Origin of the sequence: Bradyrhizobium sp. LTSPM299, from assembly GCF_000938235.1 — a bacterium.
GTDB lineage: Bacteria > Pseudomonadota > Alphaproteobacteria > Rhizobiales > Xanthobacteraceae > Bradyrhizobium.
Map to the genome: position 1 here is coordinate 49283 of NZ_JYMU01000029.1, position 24592 is coordinate 73874.

Sequence of the window (24592 nt, forward strand, 5' to 3'; positions counted from 1 at the left end):
CCGGGAGACGATCATGGTCGAAAAGGCGATGCCGCTTGCACATGGCGAAATCGATGTTCTGATTCTGCAGGCCCTGGTGCGCAAGCTTGTTGCGAAGGGCGTGCTTACGCCGGACGACGTCCGGGCACTGCTGTTCGAAGCCGCAAAGGGTCTGGATCCGGTTGGCGGCGAGCTGACGTCGGAAGCAGCCCAGATCATCGTGCAGGAAGACCTGGCGCCGGCATTTCTTGGCGGGTGATGCCGACCTCAACGGTTGGCGGTGAGCTGCTGCCGGTAATGCTCGGCATCCCAGTTCAGCAGCGCCTGTTCGCTGACTTGCGACAGATAGATGACGTCGGCGGCGAGCGGGATGCGGCCGGTCACCAGGGCAAGGCAGCTCAACATGGCTTCCGCACCGGCGCTGACATCGTTGCGGATCACTGCGCCTGCGCCGGGTACCAGATATGCGACCGGTGGCGGCAAGCCGCCGGCCGTGATGCGTGTGGTTTCGGCCGCCAGATTTGCATTATCAGTCAAGACCGGCATCGCCGGCCCAAGAAAGACGACATGATCCGGATAGAGCGAACCCCCGGTCGCGATCGAGAGACTGTGCGGGTCGGTGGCAGTGCTGTGGCTGAGCGGATCGTTGGGTAAGCGATAGTCAGTACCAACGCAGATTCGCTGAAGTGCGTCTTGATCCGCGATTGCAGCGTCGCGCGGCGCCAACGCCAGGCGCCTCTCCACGTCGGCAACGAGTGCTTCCGCCTCGGCACAGGTCGCAGCACCCACCACGAGGCCGTGATTGCCCAGGATCAGCACGTCGAAATTACCTTGCGCGATCGCCTTGTGCACGGCCTGCGCCAGCGGCAGGCCCGGATGATGATAGCCGAGGCGGCACCACGACAATCCCTGTAATCTCGCGGCAAATTCCTCGCCGGAATCGGTTCGCACCGCCCATGCGATGGTGTTGACCGAGTGGACATGCAGCACGACCGGGTGCGGCATCAGGGCATGCAGCGCGGTCTCGATCGAGGCGCGCAGTGTCGTCTGCGCGCCCGACGCCAGCGGCGCCCGTTCGTCGCCCGCGGCCAGCGCCGCACGCGCTGCAGCCAGCGCGACCGGCACGAAAATGTCCTTATTCTCGGCGTCGGACAGCCAGGTGCCGGACGCCTTCACCCACAGCACGTCGCCGTCCTTGATCGATGAATTGCCGCCGGCGCCTTGCACCAGCAGGATGTTCCGGCCGACGCGCGCCGACATGCGGCGAAGTTCGTTCAGGATTGTGGGCTGTTGCATCGCCGTTTTCTCACCAGGCCAAATGTTGCATCGTCCAGTGCGGCATCCGGGCTTCTGCGCCGGCTGCATCTCGGGTCGCGTTTCGCGCGTCGTCCGATTGCGCCAAGGTCTCGCGGTGGACACCCGAACCGATCAGCAGGGTCAACATCCCTGCGGCGCGCCCGCCGGCGATATCGTGATCGAGGGAGTCGCCGATGACAAGGACCCGTTCCGGTCGCGGGCGCTCCAGTCGTTCGAGCGCGGCCGCGAACATCGGCGCATGTGGCTTGCCGACGAACATCACGGTGCCGCCGAGCTGTCGATAGAAGGCCGCCAGCGCGCCCGGCGCGGGGACCAGTCCGGTGACACCGAACATCACGAGATCGGGATTGGCGCACAGCATCGGCAGCTTGCGCGCTGCGGCCTCCGTCAGACGGTCGCGCCATTGCTCGGGCTCGGCGGCGCTGTCGTCGAGTCCGGCCAGCAGGATGAAATCGGCGTCGTGAATATCGGCAGCGACTGTAAGGTCGAGCCCATCGACGATCGAGCGGTCACTGTCGCGCGAGATCAGAAAGCAGGCGCTGCCGAGGCCGGCAAAGGGCCCATATTCGCGCGACTGCAGGCCGCGCCAGGTGACTTCACCCGAAGATAGCACGCCGTCGTAGGTGTCCGGCGCAAGGCCGAGCGCGGCGAGGCGGCGCTGGTTGCTGTCGGCGCGCTTGCCGGAGTTGGAGAGAATCAGGATGCGCTTGCCGGCTGCGTGCAGTTGCACCACGCAATCATGGGCTGCGGGAAACACCGCCATGCCTTCGTGCAGCGTGCCCCATTGGTCGAGCAGCACATGATCGAAGCGGTCGGCGATGGCGCGAAGGCCTGATATCGCGGTGGCATCGGCCTTCATGGCGGACCGCCCTTCAAGGCGAGCAGCGCGGCGCCGTAGCTTGCTTCAGACTGTTCGGCGACGGAGACAGGGACGCCGAGAGTTCGGAGCCTGATCCTGGTCCACGCCTCGTTCTTCGCGCCGCCGCCGATCCCGATGACGCGACGCAGGCGTGGAGCGCCGAGCCCTGCCAATTGACGATAGGCGAGCGCTTCGACCGAGGCGATGCCCTCGAGCAGGCCCTGGAAGAACCGGTGATCTTCCGCAGGGCGCGGCGTGATCCGCGCGGCGAGCGCCGGATCGGCGATCGGGAAACGTTCCCCGGGCTTGGGCAGCGGATAATAGTTGAGCCCGGTCGGTTGATCCGGCTCGACCTGCGGCGTCAGTCGCTCCATCTCGTCGGCGCTGAAATGCATCAACAGCGCGGCGCCGCCGGAGTTGGAGGCGCCGCCGGCAAGCCAGCGATCGCCGAGCCGGTGTGAATAGACGCCCTGATTGGCCGCGAAGATCGGCTGCGTCGCGAGCTGTTTCACCACCAGCGTGGTGCCGAGCGAGGTGACGGCATCTCCCGGCTGGTCGGCGCGCGTCGCGATGAAAGCGGCGACGCCATCGGTGGTGCCCGCGGCGATCTGCGCTGATGGCGATAGGCCGAGCGTCCGCGCGAGTGCCGGGTCGATCTCGGCGAAGGGCGTTCCCGGCACCAGAACCTGGGGAAGCAGATCGCTGTTCACGCCGAGCTGGTCGAGCCAGGCCGGCCAGCTGCGCGCGACCGGGTCGTAGCCAAGCTTCAGCGCATTGTTCTCGTCACTGATGCCGTAACGGCCCGCGAGCCGGCCGGCGATCCAGTCCGCCTGGTGAACCGCGTGGCTGATGTCGCCGCTCGTGCCGTTATCAAGCAGATAGAGCAGCTTGGCCAGCGCGCTGCTCGCGCCATGCGCGCCGCTTTCCGCCGGGGCGATCGCAGCAACGCGCGCGGCCTGCCGCGTCGCGCGGGCATCGTTGTACATCAGCCCCGGCGTGCAGGGGCGGCCGGCTGCATCGGTCAGCAACAGCGTTCCCGATGTGCCATCGACGACGATGCGTGCGATCTCGCCGAGATCGACGGTTTCGCCGAGCTTGCCGATCGTGTCGACCGTCGCCTGCCACCAAAGCTCAGGCGTCTGGTCGATGGCATTGCCGTCGACGCGCGGTGCGGGCAGTGCGGTCGACGCGAAGCCGCGAATGCCGGCCTGCGCATCGATGGCGCAGGCGCGGACTCCTCCAGTTCCGACATCGATGCCGAGGAACAAACCTCCCATGTGGCTCCACCGTGATCTGGTGCCCGCGCTCCGCCGCTTTGGGTGTTCGGTTGCGCTGCAGCACGTTTAGGGGGTTGACGCCCCGCCCGGCCTCTGCAATTTTTTGCAGGCCGTGAAGAAATTTGCAAGTGGGACTTTTCCAGGAATGGCTCCCCCGACCGACAGGCTGCCGGTGATCGATGGCGAAGCGTCGCTCGCGACGCGCGCGGCGTGGCTGTATTTCGCAGCGGGGTTGACCCAGTCGGAGGTCGCCGATCGCCTCAACATCCAGAGCACCAAGGCACACCGGCTGATCGCGCGCGCCAGCCGCGAGGGCATGATCCGCGTGTTCGTCGAGGGGCCGGTTGCCGAATGCGTCGCGCTGGAGAACGAACTCGTGCAGCGCTTTGGTCTGTCATTCTGCCGGGTCGCGCCGGATCTCGGCGAGGGCGAGTTGCCGTTGAAGGCGCTGGCGCTGGAAGGCGCGAGTTTCCTGCGCCAGACGCTGGAGCGCGGCGACGACAAGGTGATCGGCGTCGGCCACGGTCGCACCCTTGCCGCCGTCGTCGAGCAGATGCCGCAGACGCCGGCGCGCGACGTGCAATTCGTGTCGCTGCTCGGCGGACTGACCCGGAAATTCGCCGCCAATCCGTTCGACGTGATCCATCGGCTGGCGGAGCGCACCGGCGCGGAGGCCTATCTGCTGCCGGTGCCGGTGTTCGCCAATTCGGTCGCCGACCGCGCCGTGCTGATGCAGCAATTCGGCATCGCCGAGGTGTTCGCGCTGGCGCGCAAGGCCTCGCTGCTGTTCGTCGGCATCGGCCAGATCAGCCGCGAGGGCTTCCTGGTGTCGAGCGGCATGATCAAGCCCGATGAAGTGACCGAGCTGAAGCGCGTCGGTGCCTGTGCCGACCTGCTCGGACATTTCTTCAGCGCCGACGGAGCGGTGCTGGACACCGATCTCTCGGCGCGTGCGACCTCGATGAGCGTGCCCGACCTCAGGAAGCATCGCATCGTCGCGATCGCCGGCGGCACGGCCAAGGTGACGGCACTGCGCGGCGTGCTGCGCAGCGGCGTGCTGCATGGTTTCATCACCGACGAAGTGACCGCGAAAGCACTCGCCACCGACAAGCCGGAGACCACATCCGGCAGGACGAGAAGCAAGACCCGGAAGGAAACGTAACAAGCGTCAACAAGGAGAGGAAATACATGTTCGATCGCGAGAAGAATCTGTTCGACTCCTACGCCGCCAAACGCATCAGCCGCCGCGACCTGCTCGACGGTGCCGCCAAGCTCGGCATCGCGGGCATCGCCGCGAACGCCGCCTTCGCGTCATCGACGTCGAAGGCGATGGCCGCGGACTTCAACTGGAAGGCGCAGAGCGGCAAGTCCATCAAGCTGCTCCTGAACAAGCATCCTTACGTGGATGCGATGATCGGCGATATCGAGGCGTTCAAGGCCCTGACCGGCATGAACATCACCTACGATATTTTCCCGGAGGACGTCTATTTCGACAAGGTGACCGCGGCGCTGTCGTCCAAGTCGGATCAGTACGACGCCTTCATGACCGGCGCCTACATGACCTGGACCTACGGTCCGGCCGGCTGGATCGAGGACCTCAACACCTACATCAAGGATCCGGCGAAGACCAATCCGGCCTTCGCCTGGGACGACGTGCTGCCGGGCCTGCGCGCCTCGACGGCATGGGACGGCGTCGCCGGCTCCGAGCTCGGTTCGGGCAAGGCCAAGCAGTGGTGCATCCCCTGGGGCTATGAGCTCAACAACATCACCTACAACCGCAACATCTTCGACAAGGTCGGCGTCAAGCCGCCGAAGAATCTCGACGAGATGCTGGAGGTCTCGGCCAAGATCACCAAGGACGCCGGCGGTCCCTACGGCATCGGCGTGCGCGGCTCGCGCTCCTGGGCGTCGATCCATCCCGGTTTCCTGTCGGCCTATTCGAACTTCGGCCAGAAGGACTTTGTGATGGAAGGCGGCAAGCTGAAGGCCGCGATGAACACCAAGGCGTCGAAGGATTTCCACGAGAAGTGGGTCAAGATGATCCAGGGCTCCGGCCCGAAGAACTGGTCGACCTATACCTGGTATCAGGTCGGCACCGACGTCGGCGCCGGCGCCTCCGGCATGATCTTCGACGCCGACATCCTCGGCTACTTCATGAATGGCGGCGACAACAAGGAGCAGGGACATCTCGGCTATGCGCCGTTTGCCGCCAACCCGGCCGCCAAGGCGCCGACCCCGAATGTCTGGATCTGGTCGCTCGCGATGTCGACCTTCTCCAAGCAGAAGGACGCGGCGTGGCTGTTCATGCAGTGGGCGGCGTCGACCGAGCACGATCTGTTCGGCGCCCGCAAGATGGACTTCGTCAACCCGGTGCGGGCCTCGGTGTGGAAGGACAGCGAGTTCCGCGACCGCATCGCGAAGTCGTACCCCGGCTATCTCGAGCAGCATGACGTCTCGGCGCCCGGTGCCAAGATCTATTTCACCGCGCAGCCGCTGTTCTTCGACCTGACGACCGAATGGGCCGCCTCGTTGCAGAAGATGGTGGCGAAGGAGGTCACCGTCGACGAAGGGCTCGACAAGCTCGCCGACAGCATCAACCGCCAGCTCAAACAGGCTGGTCTCGGTTGACCCCATCGCGTGGTGCCGCTTCCTCCGCACCACGCCAACCCCGCCGGCTCGGACCCTGGCCCCATTCCGAGCCGGCGGCTTTGCCTCCTGCAAGCGATCCCTTATCATCATGAGCATGGTCCAACTTCTTCAGACGAACGCGCAGGCCGCGCCGGCAAGACCAAAGCCGCGCGTCCGCTGGCTGCCCTATCTCCTCAGCCTGCCGGCGCTATTGATCTGCATCGCGATCCTGGTTCCGTTCGTGACCGCGGCGATCTATTCGCTGCAGCGCTACCGGTTGAACCTGCCGTATCTGCGCGGCTTCATCGGCCTCGACAATTATATCGACTTCCTCTCGGATCCTGCGTTCTGGAACACGCTCCGCATCTCGATCACCTATACCGTGCTGACGGTCGTGCTCGAGCTCTTGCTCGGCCTTGCGATCGCGCTGCTGCTGCGCCGGCCGACCCGATTCCACAACGCGGTCTCGATCATGCTGCTGTTGCCGCTGATGACCGCGCCGGCGATCGCGGCCTTGATGTGGAAGCTGATGACCAATCCGAGCTTCGGCATCCTGTCCTACCTGGTCAGCCTGTTCGGCGTCACCGATTTCAAATGGGCCTCCGATCCGTCGACCGCGCTGTTCACGGTGGTGCTGGTCGATATCTGGGTCTACACGCCGTTTATCATGATCCTGCTGCTCGCGGGGTTGCGCTCGCTGCCGCGCCAGCCGTTCGAGGCGGCGGCCCTCGACGGCGTGCCGGCAACCTTCGTGTTCTTCCGCATCACGCTTCCGATGCTCACGCCCTACATCATCACCGCGTCGCTGTTTCGGTTACTCGATTCGATCCAGCAATTCGACATCATCTACGCGATGACGCAAGGCGGCCCGGGTGACCGGCTGATGGTGTTCCAGGTGCAGGCCTATCTCGAGTTCTTCCAGTACACCAATGTCGGCCGGTCGGCGGCGCTGCTGATGATCCTCTGGCTCATCACCAACATCCTGTCGAACATCTTCATCAAGAACTGGCTTCGCCTGCGCGCGCGTGCGCACGGCCACGCGTGACGCCGGGAGGATTGTGATGGAACACTCCAGCCTTGCCGGCCGCATCTTCCGGGGCGTGGCGCTCACGCTCATCGTGCTGTTCTTCATGTTTCCGATCGTCTGGATCTTCATGATGTCGTTCCAGAACAACGACCAGATCTTGCGGATTCCGCCGCGCCTCCTGTTCGAGCCGACGCTGTCGAACTACAAAGCGCTGATCTCGGGCCAGTTGCACACCGCTGCGGGTAATCTCCAGATTACGTTCATGCGCAACCTGTTCAACAGCGTCGTGCTGTCGAGCGCGGCGGTGGCGCTGGCGTTGCTGCTCGGCGTGCCGGCGGCCTATGCCTTTGCCCGCTTCAAGTTTCGGCTCGGCGAGACAATTGCCTTCACGCTGCTGTCGTTCCGCTTCGCGCCGCCGCTGCTCGTGCTGCTGCCGCTGTCGCTCTACTATCAGGAGCTCGGTCTCAACGACACCTACTTCGGCATCGTTTGGGTCTACCAGCTGATCGCGCTGCCGCTGATCCTGTGGATCGTGCGCGGCTATTTCGAGGACATCAGCCCCGACATCGAGCACGCCTATCGGCTGGCCGGGCATTCCTGGTGGGAGGCGTTTACCCGTATTGCGGTGCCGCTGGCGGGACCGGGCATCGCCGCAGCCGGGCTATTGTCGTTCATCTTCTGCTGGAACAATTTCGTCTTCGCGCTGATCCTGGCGTCGGCCGACAAGCAGCCGGTGACGGTGGGCGCGCTCGCCTTCGTGACCGCGTCCGGCATCCAGTACGGCCAGATCGCCGCCGCGATCGTGCTGTCGGTGACGCCGACGCTGCTGCTGGCGCTCTACGCGCAGCGCTATCTGGTCGAGGGCTTGTCGCTCGGCGCGGTGAAAGGCTGATCCGATGGCGCGTCTCGATATCAATTCGGTTAGCAAGGCATTCGGCGCAATGCGGCCGGCCGATGGCCTGTCGCTGACGGTCGAGTCCGGCGAGATCGTCGCCGTGTTCGGTCCGTCCGGCAGCGGCAAGACCGTGGTGTTGCGTATGATCGCCGGCATGTTCGAGCCCGACGACGGCGACATCCAGGTCGGTGGCCGCTCGATCGTGGGTGCCGCGCCCGAGCGGCGCGGCATCGGCATGGCGTTCCAGAACTTCGCGCTGTTTCCGCACATGACCGCACGCGACAACATCGCAAGCGGCCTGCGCGCCAAGGCCGCCGAAGTCACGGCCCGCGTCGCTGCAATCAGCAAACTGCTCAAGATCGAGCACGTGCTCGGCCACACGCCGCGCGAATTGTCGAACGGACAGAAACAACGCACCGCGCTCGCCCGCGCGCTGATCGGCAATCCCGACGTGCTGCTGCTCGACGACCCCCTGCGCAACGTCGACGCCAAGCTGCGCTACGAGATGCGGCTCGAGTTGCCGAGCCTGCTGCGGCGCGGCTCGGCTGCCGTGCTCTATGTGACGCAGGACTATCGCGAGGCGATGGCGATCGCCGACCGGATTGCTGTGCTGATCGACGGCCGTTTCGCGCAGATTGGGACGCCAGACGAGATCTACGCGCAGCCGGCCTCCGTCGCCGTCGCGCGGTTGTTCGGCGACCCCACCATCAATCTTGCGGAGGTCACACCCGTCGCCGAGCACGGCGCGCTGTCGGCTGTTGTCGCGGGTGCGAGGACGTGGCTCGGTTCGGCCGTCGGTGTCGCGCCTGATGGTCCGTGCTGGCTTGGGGTCCGGCCGGAAGATCTCGTGATTTCGTCCACACCTGGCGACGACGCCATCCCGGGGCGGATTCTCGCGGTTACACCGATGCACGAGAAGGCGGTGCTGCTGCTCCGTCTCGCCGATGGAACGGAGTGGCTGGCGGCGCTGCCGCACGACGCATCTCTAGGTGTGGCCGATGATGCCGTCTTCGTCCGCTTCGCCCCTGAAGCGACGATGCTGTTCGATCGCGCGACCGGGCTTTGGATCGGCCTGTCGCATCGCCGCCAGGCGGCATAGGGAGCGGATGACCATGGACATGCTCGAACTCAGGGGCATCGACAAAGTCTACCACAGCCGCGGCAAGCCGCCGGTCCAGGCCGTGTGCGCGCTCGACATGGTGGTCGAGAAGGGCGAGATCGTGGCGCTGTTGGGGTCGTCGGGCTGCGGCAAGACCTCGACCTTGCGCATGATCGCAGGCTTCGAGGATGTTTCGGCCGGATCGATTGCGCTGCACGGGCGGCAGATCCACGAATTGCCGCCGGCGCGGCGGAAGGTGGCGATGGCCTTTGAAGGCTATTCGCTCTATCCGCCGCTGACGGTCCGCGAGAACATCGCGTTCGCGCTGAAATCCACACAATTGTCGCGAGCTGATGCTTCGCGCCGCGTCGACGAGATCGCCCGTCTGATTGAGATCGACGACATCCTCGACAGCTACCCCCGCGCGATTTCCGGCGGCCAGCAGCAGCGCGTCTCGCTGGCGCGGGCGCTGGTGCGCGATGCCGATCTCTATCTGCTCGACGAGCCGATGGGACAGCTCGAGCCGCAGCTGCGCGCCGTGCTGCGCGGGCGGATCAAGAGCCTGCTCGCCGAACGCGGCATGACGGCGATCTTCGTCACGCATGATCAGACCGAGGCGAGTGCGCTGGCCGATCGCATTGCGGTGATGGAGGGCGGTCTGCTGCAACAATTCGCCAGCGAAAAGGAGCTGAAGAACCGGCCCGCAAACCTGTTCGTCGCGAGCTTCATCGGCGAGCCGCCGATGAACCTGCTCGACGCGGACGTTATCAGGTCGGATGGCGGCTTCCGCCTGTCGATCGGTTCAGGCATGACCTTCGATATCGGCGCGTCCGCGCTAAGCCGCGAGGCGGCGAGGACGCTTGGAGAGACGACCAAAGTACGGATCGGCATCCGGCCGCAGAAGATTGCGGTCGGCACGGGGAATGTCCCGGTCAAGGTCGTTTCCAACCAATGGCTCGGCGATCAGTCGCATGTCGCCGGCGACTGCGGCGGCCGCATGCTGATTGCGGTGACGCAAGGCCGCGTCGCGGCGCGGCCGGGCGGGATGGTGCCGTTCGCGCTGGAGCCGCGTCATTTTCATCTCTTCGGGGTGGACGGGACCTGCATTCGACACGCGGAGGTGTCCTGACGATGGTCGCTTCCGTGAACCGCGACGTCATCATCGGCATCGATGCCGGCACATCGCTGATCAAGGCGGTGGCGTTCACGCTGGCCGGCGAGCAGCTGGCCGATATCTCGCTGCCGAATGCCTACAGCACCCTGGGCGGCGGCCATGTCGAGCAGGACATGGCGCGGACCTGGCGCGATACCGTGGCGGTGATTCACGGACTCGCGAGCGCCGTACCTGAACTGTCTTCACGGGTGGCGGCGATCGCGGTGACCGGGCAGGGCGACGGCACCTGGTTGATCGATGACGACGGCCGGCCGGTCGCACCAGGGCTGCTCTGGCTCGACTCCCGCGCCGGCCCGCTGGTCGAGGAGATCCGTGCGAGCGAGCACAATGCGCCGCTCTATCGGCGCACCGGTTCGGGGCTCAGCGCCTGCCAGCAGGGGCCGCAACTGGCGTGGCTGCAGGCGCACGCGCCGGACACGATCGCAAGGGCTGCGACCGCCTTTCATTGCAAGGACTGGCTCTATTTCCTGCTCACCGGCGAGCGCGCGACCGATCCGTCGGAAGCGACCTTCACATGCGGCGATTTCCGCAAGCGGAATTTTGACGTGGAAGCCGCGCGATTGATCGGCATCGCCGACCTGGTGCGGCTGTTTCCACCAGTTATCGACGGATCAGCGGTGACGCATCCGCTGACTGCGGCGGCCGCGATCGAAACCGGCCTGCCGGAGGGCGTGCCGGTCTGTCTCGGCTATGTGGACGTGCTCTGCAACGCGCTTGGTGCGGGTCTCTACGACCCGGTGCCGGATGTCGGCTGCACCATCCTCGGTTCAACCGGCATGCATATGCGTCTCGTCAGGAGCGCCGACGCGGTGACGCTGAACCCCGAGGCGACCGGTTACACGATGCCGTTCCCGGTCCCGGGGCACTATGCCCAGATGCAGTCCAACATGGCGGCGACGCTGAATATCGACTGGATGCTCGACCTGGCGCGCGATGTGCTGGCGGCCGAAGGTGTGACGCGTACGCGCGCCGATCTGATCCGCCGGCTCGACGATCAGGTGCTGGAGGCAAAACCTGGCGAGGTGCTGTTTCATCCGTTCATCTCGGATGCCGGGGAGCGCGGCCCGTTTGTCTCGCATGAGGCCAGCGCGCAATTCTTCGGCCTGCGCTCGCGCCATCGCTATGGAGACCTGATGCGCGGTGTCATCGAGGGGCTCGCCTTTGCCGCGCGCGATTGTTACGCCGCGATGGGCCCGCTGCCGCGCGATGTCAGGATCACGGGCGGCGCGTCGCGCAGCCGTGCGCTTGGCGCTATTCTCGGGGCCGCGCTGGATTGTAACATCCGCGTCTGCAGCCGCGCCGAGGCCGGCGCGGCGGGCGTTGCGATGATCGCGGCCGTTGCGATCGATGCCTATCCCGACATGACCGCGTGCGCGGAGCGCTGGGTGGCACCACATCTCAGCGCCCCGCAGCCGCCCGACGCTGATCTGGCGAAGCGCTACGCCAGGATGTTCCCGACCTACCGTGATGCGAGGCTGGCGTCGCGGCCGGTCTGGAAGCAACTTGCCGCGCTGCGTGCCGGAGACGACCATGTCTAGATCCATTGCCATCATCGGCGACCGCTTCATGCTGCCGTCGATGTTCGCCGAACGCATCAATTCCGCCTGTGGCAATGGCGTCGATATCCGCACCCTGGAGCAGCCCTGGCCGGACGAGCCGATGGAGCACGGCTATGCCGGATCGAAGCTCGACGGGCTGAAGGAATTCATGGGGCAGCCGGACGAGATCACAGCCTTCATCGGCGACGCAGGACTCCTGGTCACCCATCTGGCGCCGATCTCACGGTCGATGCTGGAGCGCCTGCCGAATCTGAAATTCATCGCGGTCTCGCGCGGCGGACCCGTCAATATCGACCTGCAGGCCGCGCGGGATCACAACGTGCTGGTCGTCAACACGCCCGGCCGCAACGCCAGCGCGGTGGCGGAGTTCACCATCGGCGCCATCCTCGCCGAGACCCGCCTGATCCGCAGCGGTCATGAGGCGTTGCGCGCGGGCGAGTGGCGCGGCGATCTCTATCGCGCCGACCGCACCGGGCGAGAGCTTGGCGAGATGACTGTCGGCATCGTCGGCTACGGCGCGATCGGCAGCCGCGTGGTGAAGCTACTCAAGGCGTTCGGCTGCAGGATCCTGGTCGCCGATCCCTATGTCCAGATCAGCGCCCAGGACCGCAATGACGGCGTCGAGCACGTCGCGCTCGGCGAATTGCTTGCGCGCGCCGATGTCGTCACGCTGCACGCGCGGGTCACGCCTGAGACCACCGGATTCATCGGGCGGGATGCGCTGGCGCAGGTCAAGCAGGGTGCGTTGCTGATCAATACTGCGCGCGGTCCGCTGGTGGACTATGCGGCGCTTCACGATGCGCTGGCCTCGGGACATCTGGGCGGCGCCATGCTCGATACATTCGCCGTCGAGCCGGTGCCGGCGGACTGGCCGCTCTTGCAACTGCCCAACGTCACCCTGACGCCGCACATCGCCGGCGCCTCCGTGCGCACCGTCACCGTCGCCGCCGAGCAGGCGGCCGAAGAGGTTCGCCGCTTCCTGGCGGGCGAACCGCCACTCCATCCGTGCTGAAGAGGAAAGGCAGTCCGCATGACCCGTGAGGAACGACAATTGCGCGAGGCAATCATCGCCAAGTGCCGATGGATGAACGCGTCGGGTCTCAATCAGGGGACATCTGGCAACATCTCCGCCCGCTACAAGGACCGGATGCTGATCACGCCGTCGGCGACGCCCTATGATGCGATGAAGCCCGAGATGATCGCGTCGATGCCGCTCGAAGGCGCCTATGGCGACTGGGACGGCCCGTTGCAGCCGTCCACCGAATGGCGCTTCCATCTCGACATCATGCGCGCGCGGCCCGATGTCGGCGGCATCGTCCACACCCATTCCACCTATGCGACTGTGCTTGCGATCGCGCGCAAGCCGATCCCGGCCTGCCATTACATGATCGCGGCGTTCGGCGGCGCCGATATCCGTTGCGCGTGCTATGCGCGCTACGGCACCAAGGAATTATCGGAGCACGCGATATCAGCGCTCGAGGGCCGCAACGGTTGCCTGCTTGCCAATCACGGCATGATTGCGCTCGGCGCCAATCTCGACAAGGCGATGTGGCTGGCGGTCGAACTCGAGACCATCGCACGGCAGTACTATCTCTCGCTTGCGCTCGATTCGCGCGTCGTCCTGTCCGACGAGGAGATCGCCGAGACGGCGCAAGGGTTCTCCAGCTACGGCCTGCAGACGCCGAAATCGAAACCGAAGATGCGCGCGGCGGCGAAGGCGGCGCCTCGCCGTGCCGAGAAGAGGCGTAGCAGCAAGCGATGAATGGCGCTGCGCCGGCCGCAGGCAGGGATCACGGGCTGGTCGATATCGCCGTCATCGGCGGCGGCATCAACGGCGCCGGCATCGCACGCGACGCCGCGGGCCGCGGGCTGAAGGTGCTGCTCTGCGAGAAGGACGATTTCGCCGAAGGCACCTCGTCGCGCTCGGGCAAGCTGATCCATGGCGGCCTGCGCTATCTCGAATATTACGAGTTCCGCCTGGTACGCGAGGCGCTGATCGAGCGGGAGGTGCTGCTGGCCTCCGCGCCGCACATCATCTGGCCGATGCGCTTCGTGCTGCCGCATTCGCCGGAGCAGCGGCCGGCCTGGCTGGTCCGCACCGGACTGTTCCTCTACGATCATCTCGGCGGCCGCAAGCGACTGCCGTCGAGCCGCAGCCTTGATCTGTCGCGCGCACCGGAAGGCGCGCCGCTACGTTCGGAATTTCGCCGGGCCTTCGAATATTCCGACTGCTGGGTGGATGACGCGCGGTTGGTCATCCTCAATCTGATCGATGCCGCCGGCCACGGTGCCGTGATCCTGCCGCGCACCCGCGCCGTCGGCGCGCGCCGGGAGGGTGATCGGTGGCGGCTGGAGATGCGGCGCGACGATGGCATCACTGAGGTCGTGCGCGCGCGGGCGCTGGTCAACGCAGCCGGGCCGTGGGTGCAGGACGTCGTGCAAGGAGTCGCCGGTCTCAATTCCGGGCACAATGTGCGGCTGGTCAAGGGCAGCCATCTGGTGGTCCCGAAATTCTGGCGCGGGCCACAGGCCTATCTGCTGCAGAATGACGATCGCCGCGTGATCTTCGTCAATCCCTACGAGAACGATCTCGCTCTGGTCGGCACCACTGACATTCCCTACGAGGGCCGCGCCGAACAGGTCGCGATCGATCAATCCGAGATCGCCTACCTGTTGCAGGTGCTGCAGCGTTACTTCAAGAACGCGCCGCAACAATCCGACATCGTGCACGCCTTCTCGGGCGTGCGGCCGCTCTATGACGACAATGCCGAGAATCCGTCCGCGGTGACACGGGACTATGTGTTTGAGGTCGACGGCGCGACCGATATTGCGCCGCTGCTGTCGATCTTCGGCGGTAAGATCACCACCTATCGGCGGCTCGCCGAACACGCGCTGCAGCGCCTCGAACCGTGGTTTCCGAAGCTGTCGCCGGCATGGACATCCGGAAAGTCGCTGCCGGGCGGCGACATCGGCGATTTCAGCGATTTCGCAAGCGAACTTGCCGGCGACTATCCCGATCTGCCGCGCGAACTGGTGCTGCACTATGCGCGGCTCTACGGCACCCGGGCGCGCGCGCTGCTCGGGCCGGCCCGTAGCTGTGCCGATCTTGGACGCCATTTCGGCGGACAGCTCTACGAGCGCGAGGTCGCCTATCTGCGGGAAACCGAATGGGCGACGACATCAGCGGATATTCTGGACCGCCGCACCAAGCACGGCTTGCATCTGACACAAGCACAGCGCGACGCCTTCGAAAGCTACATTGCGGGCAACTAGAGTGGAGGCAGGAGTTCAGGCGCGCGGGCTTTCACCAAGCGTGCCCGCTACCGCGGCGATGGATTCGCGCAGCCAGCGATGCGCAGGCAGGTCGTCGAAGCGGCGGTGCCATAGCATGACGCTGCGGAGCCGGGGAGCTTCGAGCGGAAGGTCCCTGATCTCGATCGGATGCGCCCGGCGAAACTCCTGCGCCAGATTTCGGCTGAGGATCGCGACCAGGTTGGACTGCACGAGCACGGCGCCCGCCGCAAGATAGGGCACGTCGAGAGCCACCCGGCGGGCCGCGTTTCGCGCCTGCATCGCCTGGTCGAGAAAGCTCATGTCCTCGCCGCTGGAGGAAATCGCGAGATGCTCCAGCTCCGCCAGTGCCGCGAACGTCAATTTCTTCTTCAGTGCCGGATGGCCGCGTCTCAGCACTGCGACGTAGCGGTCCTCGATCAGCACCTTTGAGGCGAGCCGCTCGGCATCGGCTTGCCGTGCCGATATCACGAGGTCGAGCTCCCCGCGATCGAGCCTGTCGGTGAGGTCGAGCGTGCCGCTCGGCACCAGCGAGAGCCGCACGTTCGGCGCCTGCGCCCGCGCTGCCGCCACGATCGGTCCGGCGAGCACCACCGCGGCATAATTGTTCACCGCGATCGCGAAACGCCGCTCGGCGGTTGCGGGATCGAAGCTGTCTCCGGCGATGGCGACCTGCAGATCGTTCAGCGCCTTTCGGACGGGCAGTGCGAGCTGCTCGGCCCGCGGCGTCGGCATCATGCCCGCGGGGGTGCGAACGAAGAGCTGGTCGTCGATCGCCTGCCGCAACCGGTTCAGCGCGTGGCTGACCGCCGGCTGGCTGAGCGCAAGCGCATCAGCCGCGCGCAGTACGCTGCGTTCGCGCATCACGGCGTCGAACACGAGCAGCAGATTGAGATCGAGATTCCTCACCTTCATGGCGCGCCATATTCGTGTTGTGCATCTCCATATTAGATCAATTCATTTGATTAATATAGCCGTCGCGCCCACCTTCGCGGCATGCTCATATCAGGTAACCCACAGACCGGTCGTCACGCACCCGAGACGACAGCGCGGGTGCTGGTGACCGTCGTCAGCGACGCCAATGCGCCTGCCATGTCGATGGCGGCGGATCTCCAGCGTTGGCGACAGCAGAATCCCCTCGCGGTCTGGGCTCGCGCCGACGTGCCGGGCGGTTCGGCCGAATTGCGGCGCGCAGCGCTGATCGCGGCCGTCACTGCCTCGCGTGACCGGTGGCACAAGCATCCAACCCATTTGATCCTGCTCGGAGCCGGAGCAGCCGGCCGGCTGGCGCTTGAGCTGGTGCTCGAGGACGTTCTCGCCTGCGCCGGCATTGTCGTCGCCGATATTCCCTGCGCGCCGCCGCGATTGCCGATCGTGTCGAGCACCACCGCGGTGCGGCTGGTCGTGCGCAAGGATGGGCCGGTACCGGCGGATGGCCTGATCGATGCGTTGCGCGCGGCCGATCTCGACGAGCGAATCTTGATGCTCCCGCCGGGAGCCACCCGCGACGCCCAGGCGATCGCGAGCGCAACCGGAACCTTCCTGCTTGAGCTGGTCGCCACCATCAGCCGTCAGGCCAGCAATGGAGTTCGATCGCATGATGACTAGGACGAAGACAATCAGCATGGCGGCTCTGGCGATCGGCGTTCTGATCGCCGGGAGCGCCTATGTCCGCTATCGGCCGGCTTCGCACCCAGGCGGAGACGGTCTCTCTCAAGCCGTAAGTGCGGTGCCCGTCACCGTCGCGCATGTTCGGCAGCACGACGTGCCGATTGTGCTCGAAGGGCTCGGTACCGTCACGCCAATCAACACCGCGACCATCCGGACCCAGGTGCAAGGCACGCTCGAGAGCGTCGACTTTGTCGAGGGGCAGCCGGTCAAGCGCGGGCAGCCGCTCGCGAAGATCGATCCGCGCGTCTACCAGGCCCAGGTGGATCAGGCCGCCGCGGCGCTCACCCGCGACCAGGCGACATTGAAGAACGTGAAAACCGACCTTGCGCGCACCCTGCCGCTGGCCAACCGCGGCTTCGCGACCCAGCAATTGCTCGATACCCAGACCTCACAGGTGGCGCAGGGCGAGGGCACGCTGCAGCTCGACCAGGCGGCGCTGGAAGCTGCGCGCACCCAATTGGGCTTCACGTCGATCGCGGCGCCGTTCGACGGCGTCACCGGGATCCGCCGGATCGACCCCGGCAACATCGTCGCGCCCACCGACGTCAACGGCCTGGTCATCCTCACCCAGTTGCAACCGATCTCGGTGATCTTCACCTTGCCGTCGACGCAGATCCCCGACGTGCAGCGGGCGATGACGGCAGGCAATGCCTCGGTCGACGCGTTCGATGCGCAGAACCGCAGGCAACTCGACCAAGGCAGCCTGATGCTGATCGACAACCAGATCGACGCTTCGACCGGCACAGTGCGGCTGAAGGCGTCCTTCCCGAATGCCAACCGGACGCTGTGGCCCGGCGCCTTCGTCAACATCCATCTGACCATTGCCGTCAAGCCCAATGCACTCACGGTGCCCCTGACGGCGGTGCTGCAGGGACCGAACGGCCCGTTCGTCTATCTGGTCAAGCCTGATCACACGGTCGAGGTGCGCAATGTCACCGTCGGTCAATCGCGGGCGGGTGAGGCCATGATCGAGCAGGGCGTGTCAGCATCCGACACGGTGGTCGTCGCCGGCCAGTATCGCCTCGCCAACGGCGCCGCGGTGGAGGCCGTTCCCGCCGACCAGGAATCGCGGGTGCAGAATGCATCGACTGCGAGCGCGGGAATGCTGCCATGAACATCTCCAGAGCCTTCATCCTCAGGCCGATCGCGACCGCCTTCCTCACCATCGGCATCACGCTGGTCGGCATGATCGCGTTCTTTCAACTTCCGATCTCGGCGCTGCCGTCGATCGATACGCCGACGATCCAGGTGACCGCGCAATTGCCCGGCGCCGATCCGCAGACCATGGGCTCCTCGGTCGCGACCCCGCTGGAACGGCAGTTCGGGCAGATTGCCGGGCTGACCGGCATGAGCTCGAGCAGCGGGCTCGGCAACACCCAGATCACGCTGCAATTCGCCTTGAACCGCAGCGTCGATGCGGCGGCTCAAGACGTCCAGACCGCGATCAATGCCGCGGCGGGGCAGTTGCCGAAGACCCTGCCATCGCCGCCGACCTACAAGAAGATCAATCCGGCCGACGTCCCGGTGCTGCTGATCGCGCTGATGTCGGACACGCTGCCGCTGACCAAGGTCAACGACTATGCCGACAGCATCCTGGCGCAGAAACTGTCGCAGGTGCCCGGCGTGTCGCTCGTCACCATCGGCGGCGCGCAAAAGCCCTCGATCCGGGTGCAGATCAATCCAGCCAAGCTCGCGGCCACCGGCCTCGACCTCGAACAGGTACGCTCGGTGCTCGGGGTTGCGACCGTCAACCAACCGAAGGGCGTGCTCTATGGCAACCAGCAGGCCTATACGCTCGCGACCAACGACCAGGTCCTGAAGGCCGACGATTACGACAATCTGATCATCGCCTATCGCAACGGTGCGCCGCTCCGGCTGCGCGACGTCGGCCATGCCGTGGTCGACGCCGAGGACATCACGCTGCACGGCTGGTACAACGACAAGCCGGCCGTCGTGCTGGCGATCCAGCGTCAGCCGGGCGCGAACGTGATCGCCACCGTGGACCGCATCAAGTCGATCCTGCCGCAACTGATTGCGGGCCTTCCGAGCGACATCCAGGTCAAGATTGCTTCGGACCGCACCCTGACCATCCGCGCCAGCGTCGCCGACGTCCAGTTCACGCTGCTTCTGACCATTGCGCTCGTGGTCGGCGTCATCTTCCTGTTCCTGCGCAACGTCTGGGCCACCATCATTCCCGGCGTCGCGGTGCCAATTTCGCTGATCGGGACCTTCGGCGTGATGTACCTGTTCAACTACAGCCTCGATAATCTTTCGCTGATGGGGCTGTCGATCGCGGTCGGCTTCGTGGTCGACGACGCCATCGTCATGATCGAGAACATCTCGCGGCATATCGAGGAGGGGCTGTCGCCGCGCGAGGCCGCGCTCAAGGGCGCGGGCGAGATCGGCTTCACCATTATTTCGATCTCGGTGTCGCTGGTCGCGGTGTTCATCCCCTTGCTGCTGTTGGGCGGCGTGATCGGCCGCATGTTCCAGGAATTTGCCGTCACGGTGTGCGTCGCGATCGCGGTCTCGGTCATCGTTTCGGTCACGCTGACGCCGATGATGTGTGCCTATCTGCTCACGCCGTTGCATGATGCACGGCCGGGTGCGGTGTCGCGATGGCTGGAAAACGGCTTTGTCGCGATCCAGTCCGGCTATGAGGCCGTGCTGCGGCTGGCCCTTCGCTACAAGCCGGCGACGATGTCGGTGATGCTCGCGAGCATCGCGCTGACCGGCGTGCTGTTCGTGGTGATCCCGAAAGGATTCTTTCCGCAGCAGGATACCGGCATGATCGCCGGCATCACGGAGGCGTCCGCGGACGTCTCGCCGGCGCAGATGGCCAGCCTGCAGCGCAACGTCATCGACATCATCGCGCGCGATCCCTCGGTTGCGAACGCGACGGGCTATATCGGACCGGGCGGGCCGACTGTGACCGAGAACAATGGCCGCCTGTTCATCCTGCTGAAGCCGCGCCAGCAGCGCGACTTCACCGCCGACGAGGTGATCCGCCAGCTCAATGGCAAATTGCAGAAGCTTCAGGGCATTCAGGTGTTCATGCAGGCGACGCAAGACATCAACCTGGCGAGCCGCCTGTCCAAGACGCAGTACCAGTTCACGCTCACCGACGTGAACCAGGACGAGCTCAACACCTGGTCGGACAGGCTGTACAACAAGCTGAAGACCTTGCCGCAGCTCGCAGACGTCGCGAGCGACCAGGCCAATGCCGGACGGCAGCTCAAGCTCAAGATCGACCGTGACGCCGCCTCGCGCCTCGGCATCGATCCCGCAACCGTCGACAACACGCTGTACGATGCGTTCGGCCAGCGCCACGTGGCGCAACTCTTCACCACGCTCAACACCTATTACGTCATTCTCGAGGTCGATCCGTCGTTCCAGCTCGGGCCCTACGCGCTGAACCGAATCTATGTCCGCTCCGGCAGCGGCACGATGGTGCCGCTCGGCCAGTTTACCTCGATCGAGTATGGCACCGCGCCGTTGGCGGTGAATCACCAGAGCCAGTTCCCGTCGGTGACGCTGAGCTTCAACCTGTCGCCCGGCACGGCGGTGGGCACCGCGGTCGCCGCCGTGCAGAAGGCGACGGCGGACATGCACATGCCGACGACGGTCGCCACCAGTTTCCAGGGCAACGCGCAGGCCTTCCAGGCGTCGCTCGCCAGCACGCCGATCCTGATCGTGGCAGCGCTGGTCGCGGTCTATCTCATCCTCGGCATGCTTTATGAGAGCGCGATCCATCCGATCACGATCCTGTCGACGCTGCCGTCGGCCGGACTTGGCGCGCTGGCGGCATTGATGGCGTTCGGCTTCGGCCTCGACGTGATCGGGATCATCGGCATCATCCTGTTGATCGGCATCGTGCAGAAAAACGGCATCATGCTGATCGACTTCGCATTGGAGGCCGAGCGGAATCGCGGATTGACCGCCGAGCAGTCGGCGTTCGAAGCCTGCAAGACCCGCTTCCGCCCGATCCTGATGACGACGATGTGCGCGATGCTCGCTGGCGTGCCGCTGATGGTCGGCGCCGGCACCGGTGCCGAGCTCCGGCAGCCGCTCGGCTACGCCATGGTCGGCGGGTTGATCGTCTCGCAGCTCCTAACGCTGTTCACCACGCCGGTGGTCTACATCTATCTCGATGGGTTCGCGCATTGGATCAGGCAAAAGCGCGGCAGCCGTTCGACCGAGCCAGCCGCGCACCCATCATTGTCCGGCTGAACCGGAGCCGAGCCGATTCCGGTGCTCGACGATCGACATTCCAGCCTGTTCGCTAGCGTGGAGCCAAGCATGGAGATGGGTCAGGAAAAGGTGCTGGGGACGACCGGATATTTGAGTGGAATCCCCGAGATCACATTCAGATTTTGGGTGATGCAGACCGGTGCAACGGCGTTGGGCGAGATCGGCGCCCATGGCGTCGCGGCGGCGGGGAGCTATCGCGTCGCTATCACCTGCGCTGCGTCGGTCGCAGTCCTGTTTGCGGTCGATCGGGTCGGTCAGGCCGGCTTCTGGCTCGCAATGGTCGCCGTGACCATCGTTAGCGCGGTGCTGGCGCATGCGACAGACCGCTCGCTCGGCATCGGCGATTTCTTCGCGTCCGTTCATCTCGCTGCGCTGCTCGCGGTTTCGCTGATCGTGTGGTTTCGGAGCACCGGAACGTCGCGATCGGCTCCATCGGTTCGATCCGGAATAGCGTTCAGGTCTGGATCGTTGTGATGCTTGCGCAGACATACGCCAGTGCGCTGGCCGATTGGGTGATCGATCCCGGCCAGATCGGTTCGGCCATCGTGCTGGTCGCGATCGCGCTCGGCCTGCCCGCGCTGGCCGCGGCCTTCCGGTGGGCGCGGATATCGCACCCCGCGCTGTTCTGGATCGCCTTTGTGCTGACCGGAATCCTGGGTGCGCTGTGCGGCGACCTGCTGATACGCCTGCTCGCAAATTCTGATCTATTGCTCATCGTCTGAGCATATGATCTCATGGCGGAATGGACTCCCGGCTGCCCGAGACCGATCTCGTCATCTTCGACTGCGACGGCGTCCTCGTCGACAGCGAGGAGTTGAGCTGCCGCTGCCTGTCCGACGCGTTGGGGCAAATCGGCGTCGAGATGAGCACCGAGCTGGCGCTCAAACTGTTCCTCGGCCGCAGCACGGCGGCCGTGGTCGAGTATTGCCGGACCGCCGGACAGCCCGTGCCCGCAAACTTCCTGACCGATCTGGCCGGACGGGTCCGTGAAACCTTCCGATCCCAGCTTAAGCCGATACAAGGTGTCGGAGCAGTGCTCGCGGAGTTGTCGCTGCCGCATTGCGTCGCGTCATCGAGCGACCTCGAGCGCGTCCGGTTTTCGCTGGAGTTGACCGGCCTTGCGGCGTATTTCGGGCAACGGCTCTACACCTCCCAGATGGTCAGGCGCGGCAAGCCGGCGCCGGATCTGTTTCTGCATGCAGCAGCCGAGATGGGGTGCGAGCCGCACCGGGCACTGGTGATCGAGGACAGCGTCAGCGGCGTGATGGCGGCCAAGGCGGCCGGCATGAAAGTGTGGGGATTTGTTGGCGGCGCCCACTATCGCGCGCACGATGGCAATAGTCTGTTGCGGGAAGCCGGAGCGAGTCGGATATTCGCTTCCATGACGGATTTCTGGATCGAAAGCTGACGCACGATCATGGCGACGCCCGACAACGAAAAGTCCCGCCTCGACGATGCGGCGCGCGCCGGCTGGCTCTATTTCATCGCCGGCCACACCCAGGATGAAATCGCGAAAATGCTGCAGGTGTCGCGCGCCTCGGCGCAGCGCCTGGTGTCGCTCTGTCTCGCCGAACGGCTGATCACGTTTCGTCTCGAGCATCCCATTGCGGCCTGCATGGAATTGGCCTCCCGGCTGAAGGACCGCTTCGAGCTGGCGCATTGTGACGTCGTGCCGACCGATCCGTCGGCGCCGCTCTCGACCGCCGGGATCGCCGAACGCTGCGCGAATGTTCTGGAGAGGACCCTGCGTTCGGAAACGCCCGTCATCGTCGCGCTCGGCACCGGTCGCGCCGTGCGCGCCGCGGTCGAGCGCGTCTCGCCGATCGAGCGGCCCGATCACCAGATCGTCTCGCTGGTCGGCAACATCTCCGCCGACGGCTCGGCGAGCTTCTACGACACCGTAGGGCGGCTGGCCGACCGCACCGGCGCGCGCCACTATCCGATGCCGCTGCCGTTCCTGATGTCGAGCGAGGACGAGCGCAATCGCATGGTCCGCATCGAGCCGATCGCGCGGGTCAAGGCGGTCGCGGCCAGGGCCGATCTCAGGCTGATCGGCATCGGCCAGATGGATCAGAAGGCGCAGATCCATGTCGACGGGTTCGTCACCCGCGAAGAGCTGCTGGAGATGATGCGGCTCGGCGCGGTCGGCGAGGTGACCGGCTGGGCCTACGACGCCAAGGGAAAGCTGATCAAGGGCGGCACCAACAAGCGGTTGACCAGCATTCCACCGCAGATCCCCGCGCAATCTGCCACGATTGCCGCAGCGGTCGGCACTGGCAAAGTACCGGCCATCAAGGCCGCGCTGGCAGGCCGGGTCATCAACGGCCTGATCACCGACGAGGCGACCGCGCGGGCGATCCTCGAGCGCTGAGCGCGGCGAGTTTGTCGAATTGAGCAACGGGCAAGCTTGACCTCGCCCCGCGTGCGGGGAGAGGTCGGAACGCATCGTTAGATGCGTTCCGGGTGAGGGGGAGTCTCCACGTATTAATCTGCCGCCGTATGCGCGGAGAGAGCCCCTCACCCCAACCCTCTCCCCGTAAGAACGGGGCGAGGGAGCGCAGTCCCGCGCCACGGCAGATGACGATGGGCACTACTGCTTCGCCGTGGCGCTATGATGCCGGAGCCTGCCACGCGCTCCAATCGGCAATACCGCGACGACCTGCGAATTCGCGCTACGCCTGCGGCGGCCCAAGCCTCTGACATCTTCGCGGTCTTAGACAAGCTACACGCTCGGCACGCCGCATGATGCAACCCGCCCTTCGCGGCCGTCCGTCGGGGGTGCGTCCTCGATGCCGAAGGTTGTGGCGAGTCCACTAACACCAACAGGGGTCACGACGAGCGCGCGGCTATCCCGGACATGCTCGACCCAATCGTGATCGAGAGCGTGTCGAAGAATGGCAGCACCGACCGCCCCGGCCAGATGCGGCCGGCGCTCGCTCCAGTCGAGACAGGGTCGGCAGAACACTCGGCGCTTGGAGGTGAGGCGAAGATCGACGCCGACCTCATCGAAGAACGACCGACCGGCATCGGTTAGTTGTCCGCCATCCTCGTCGAGGAGAATAAACGACTGTTGGGCCAGCCGGTCGGCGATCGCGACGGCAATGCGGCCGGCCATGTGGTCATAGCACGTACGCGCGTGTCGGAGCGTCTCTCCACCGCGCCAGAGATTGCGCTGCCGGGCGGGGCCTTCCTGCGCCAAGACCATGAGACCTTCCAGCATGCGCGCGACGAGCGGAGAGGCCAGGCGAAAATATCGTCGTCGGCCCTGCCTTTCGAGCGCTAGCAATCCGGCGTCGCTGAGTCTCGCAAGATGGCCACTCGCTGTCTGCGGCGCCACGCCGGACACATAGGCGAGTTCCGTGGCGGTCAACGTTCGGCCATCCATCAGCGCGCTAAGCATGTTGGCGCGCGCCGGATCGCCGACGAGTGCCGCGACCTGGGCGATTTTGGGTCCCGTGTCCATGTCTCCTCCTACGCCGATGAGAACGCACCGCCAAGCACAAATACTACGGCCAGGACGGTAGCAGTTCCGCGAGACTGGTCCGATCGCGGAACATAGATTGCG

General features: G+C 65.4%; 23 protein-coding genes. 18 read left to right on the top strand and 5 right to left on the bottom strand.

All coding sequences use genetic code 11. From position 1 onward, the window contains the following. Positions 1 to 13 precede the first annotated feature (13 nt). Positions 14 to 238, top strand: a complete 225-nt coding sequence (locus UP10_RS17090; protein ID WP_044540694.1) for a hypothetical protein — start codon at positions 14 to 16, stop codon at positions 236 to 238. Positions 239 to 246: 8 nt separating this feature from the next. On the opposite strand, the gene UP10_RS17095 is transcribed toward UP10_RS17090, so the two are convergent. From UP10_RS17095 to UP10_RS17105, 3 genes are read right to left on the bottom strand one after another with little or no spacing between them, the layout of a single operon-like run. Then, positions 247 to 1275 carry a class II aldolase/adducin family protein gene (locus tag UP10_RS17095; protein ID WP_044588485.1) on the bottom strand — a complete coding sequence of 343 codons (1029 nt, stop codon included), beginning with the start codon at positions 1273 to 1275 and terminating at the stop codon, positions 247 to 249. A 10-nt stretch (positions 1276 to 1285) separates the two neighbouring features. Then, a complete protein-coding gene (locus UP10_RS17100) occupies positions 1286 to 2155 on the bottom strand; it encodes a TIGR01459 family HAD-type hydrolase (RefSeq protein ID WP_044588486.1) in 870 nt (289 codons plus the stop codon). Beyond that, on the bottom strand, positions 2152 to 3432 hold the full coding sequence (locus UP10_RS17105) for an FGGY-family carbohydrate kinase (protein ID WP_044588487.1): 1281 nt from the start codon (positions 3430 to 3432) through the stop codon (positions 2152 to 2154). The genes UP10_RS17100 and UP10_RS17105 overlap by 4 nt, the downstream gene beginning before the upstream one ends. Positions 3433 to 3577: 145 nt before the next feature. Here UP10_RS17105 and UP10_RS17110 point away from each other — a divergent pair, with 145 nt between their 5' ends. The 10 genes from UP10_RS17110 to UP10_RS17155 all read left to right on the top strand — a co-directional run bounded on the left by UP10_RS17110 (position 3578) and on the right by UP10_RS17155 (position 15087). After that, entirely contained in the window at positions 3578 to 4594 is a 1017-nt protein-coding gene (locus tag UP10_RS17110) for a sugar-binding transcriptional regulator (protein WP_044588488.1), read from the top strand. 26 nt (positions 4595 to 4620) lie between these two features. Next, complete coding sequence (locus UP10_RS17115) at positions 4621 to 6060, top strand: extracellular solute-binding protein (protein WP_044588489.1); 1440 nt, start codon at positions 4621 to 4623, stop codon at positions 6058 to 6060. Positions 6061 to 6175: 115 nt separating this feature from the next. Next, positions 6176 to 7105 carry a carbohydrate ABC transporter permease gene (locus UP10_RS17120; RefSeq protein ID WP_197086839.1) on the top strand — a complete coding sequence of 310 codons (930 nt, stop codon included), beginning with the start codon at positions 6176 to 6178 and terminating at the stop codon, positions 7103 to 7105. 16 nt (positions 7106 to 7121) lie between these two features. Then, on the top strand, positions 7122 to 7979 hold the full coding sequence (locus UP10_RS17125; RefSeq protein ID WP_044588491.1) for a carbohydrate ABC transporter permease: 858 nt from the start codon (positions 7122 to 7124) through the stop codon (positions 7977 to 7979). Between the two features lie 4 nt (positions 7980 to 7983). Further along, entirely contained in the window at positions 7984 to 9081 is a 1098-nt protein-coding gene (locus tag UP10_RS17130) for an ABC transporter ATP-binding protein (RefSeq protein ID WP_044588492.1), read from the top strand. A gap of 13 nt (positions 9082 to 9094) precedes the next feature. Next, positions 9095 to 10210 carry an ABC transporter ATP-binding protein gene (locus UP10_RS17135; RefSeq protein ID WP_502692204.1) on the top strand — a complete coding sequence of 372 codons (1116 nt, stop codon included), beginning with the start codon at positions 9095 to 9097 and terminating at the stop codon, positions 10208 to 10210. Positions 10211 to 10212: 2 nt separating this feature from the next. Next, positions 10213 to 11793: an FGGY-family carbohydrate kinase gene (locus tag UP10_RS17140; protein ID WP_044588493.1), complete on the top strand. Its 1581-nt coding sequence runs from the start codon at positions 10213 to 10215 to the stop codon at positions 11791 to 11793. Next, the gene (locus tag UP10_RS17145; RefSeq protein WP_044588524.1) at positions 11786 to 12826 is read left to right on the top strand and encodes a 2-hydroxyacid dehydrogenase; all 1041 of its coding nucleotides are present in this window, start codon (positions 11786 to 11788) and stop codon (positions 12824 to 12826) included. Before UP10_RS17140 ends, UP10_RS17145 begins: the two co-directional genes overlap by 8 nt. Positions 12827 to 12844: 18 nt before the next feature. After that, entirely contained in the window at positions 12845 to 13576 is a 732-nt protein-coding gene (locus UP10_RS17150; RefSeq protein WP_044588494.1) for a class II aldolase/adducin family protein, read from the top strand. Beyond that, complete coding sequence (locus UP10_RS17155) at positions 13573 to 15087, top strand: glycerol-3-phosphate dehydrogenase (protein ID WP_044588495.1); 1515 nt, start codon at positions 13573 to 13575, stop codon at positions 15085 to 15087. The genes UP10_RS17150 and UP10_RS17155 overlap by 4 nt, the downstream gene beginning before the upstream one ends. 15 nt (positions 15088 to 15102) lie before the next feature. Here the strand turns inward: UP10_RS17155 and UP10_RS17160 are convergent, their stop codons facing one another. Continuing rightward, positions 15103 to 16020, bottom strand: coding sequence for a LysR family transcriptional regulator (locus UP10_RS17160; protein WP_044588496.1), 918 nt, complete (start codon positions 16018 to 16020; stop codon positions 15103 to 15105). A 138-nt stretch (positions 16021 to 16158) separates the two neighbouring features. On the opposite strand from UP10_RS17160, the gene UP10_RS17165 reads away from it, so the two are divergent. The 7 genes from UP10_RS17165 (at position 16159) to UP10_RS17195 (ending at position 23398) form a co-directional block, all read left to right on the top strand. Next, positions 16159 to 16713 (top strand): hypothetical protein, encoded by a 555-nt coding sequence (locus UP10_RS17165; RefSeq protein ID WP_050043707.1) that lies wholly within the window; start codon positions 16159 to 16161, stop codon positions 16711 to 16713. Next, complete coding sequence (locus UP10_RS17170; protein ID WP_245321769.1) at positions 16703 to 17890, top strand: efflux RND transporter periplasmic adaptor subunit; 1188 nt, start codon at positions 16703 to 16705, stop codon at positions 17888 to 17890. Before UP10_RS17165 ends, UP10_RS17170 begins: the two co-directional genes overlap by 11 nt. Next, complete coding sequence (locus UP10_RS17175; RefSeq protein WP_044588497.1) at positions 17887 to 21006, top strand: efflux RND transporter permease subunit; 3120 nt, start codon at positions 17887 to 17889, stop codon at positions 21004 to 21006. The genes UP10_RS17170 and UP10_RS17175 overlap by 4 nt, the downstream gene beginning before the upstream one ends. Positions 21007 to 21075: 69 nt before the next feature. Then, positions 21076 to 21501, top strand: coding sequence for a hypothetical protein (locus UP10_RS17180; protein WP_044588498.1), 426 nt, complete (start codon positions 21076 to 21078; stop codon positions 21499 to 21501). Beyond that, positions 21501 to 21749: a hypothetical protein gene (locus tag UP10_RS17185; protein ID WP_044588499.1), complete on the top strand. Its 249-nt coding sequence runs from the start codon at positions 21501 to 21503 to the stop codon at positions 21747 to 21749. The genes UP10_RS17180 and UP10_RS17185 overlap by 1 nt, the downstream gene beginning before the upstream one ends. Positions 21750 to 21769: 20 nt before the next feature. Beyond that, positions 21770 to 22435, top strand: coding sequence for an HAD family hydrolase (locus tag UP10_RS17190; RefSeq protein WP_044588500.1), 666 nt, complete (start codon positions 21770 to 21772; stop codon positions 22433 to 22435). Between the two features lie 9 nt (positions 22436 to 22444). Continuing rightward, on the top strand, positions 22445 to 23398 hold the full coding sequence (locus tag UP10_RS17195) for a sugar-binding transcriptional regulator (protein ID WP_044588501.1): 954 nt from the start codon (positions 22445 to 22447) through the stop codon (positions 23396 to 23398). Positions 23399 to 23749: 351 nt separating this feature from the next. Here UP10_RS17195 and UP10_RS17200 read toward each other — a convergent pair whose 3' ends face one another. After that, the gene (locus UP10_RS17200) at positions 23750 to 24490 is read right to left on the bottom strand and encodes an ArsR/SmtB family transcription factor (protein WP_044588502.1); all 741 of its coding nucleotides are present in this window, start codon (positions 24488 to 24490) and stop codon (positions 23750 to 23752) included. Positions 24491 to 24592 lie beyond the last annotated feature (102 nt).